At 64.0% G+C, this 347-nt stretch carries 1 protein-coding gene; it reads left to right on the forward strand.

Annotation, left to right across the window (positions count from 1 at the left end):
• Positions 1 to 98 precede the first annotated feature (98 nt).
• A partial coding sequence (locus ASV53_RS26725) for a hypothetical protein (protein WP_205049261.1) occupies positions 99 to 347 on the forward strand: 249 nt, incomplete at its 3' end.

Here is a 347-nt window from a genome sequence, read left to right on the forward strand (position 1 = left end):
GTCAGGAGGGGATTACGGCTGTCAAGGCGGCGCTTGTCAAACGGTTGGATGCCGATCGTCAGACAGATGGGTGGGGTTGGCCAGGCCACGGTGCGAATGTGCGTGCGACGACGCGAGTGGCACCGGGTTTGTATCGGGCCGGGGATGCCATCCACAAAGACCAGGCTGTCAAGGGCCAGGCATGGCTTGCCGGTCAGCAGAAGGTTGACGGCTCGTTCGCGAACGACTGGGGTCCTTCGTGGAGGGCCTTGGCGACCGCGCAGGCGGTTCCGGTGTTGCGGGGCCTACAATCATTCGACAGCATTGGTGCCAATCCGGCTCGGGCGGTCACGGTTGATGGGTGGGTG

It is taken from the genome of Photobacterium sanguinicancri, assembly GCF_002265265.1.
Lineage (GTDB): Bacteria > Pseudomonadota > Gammaproteobacteria > Enterobacterales > Vibrionaceae > Photobacterium > Photobacterium sanguinicancri.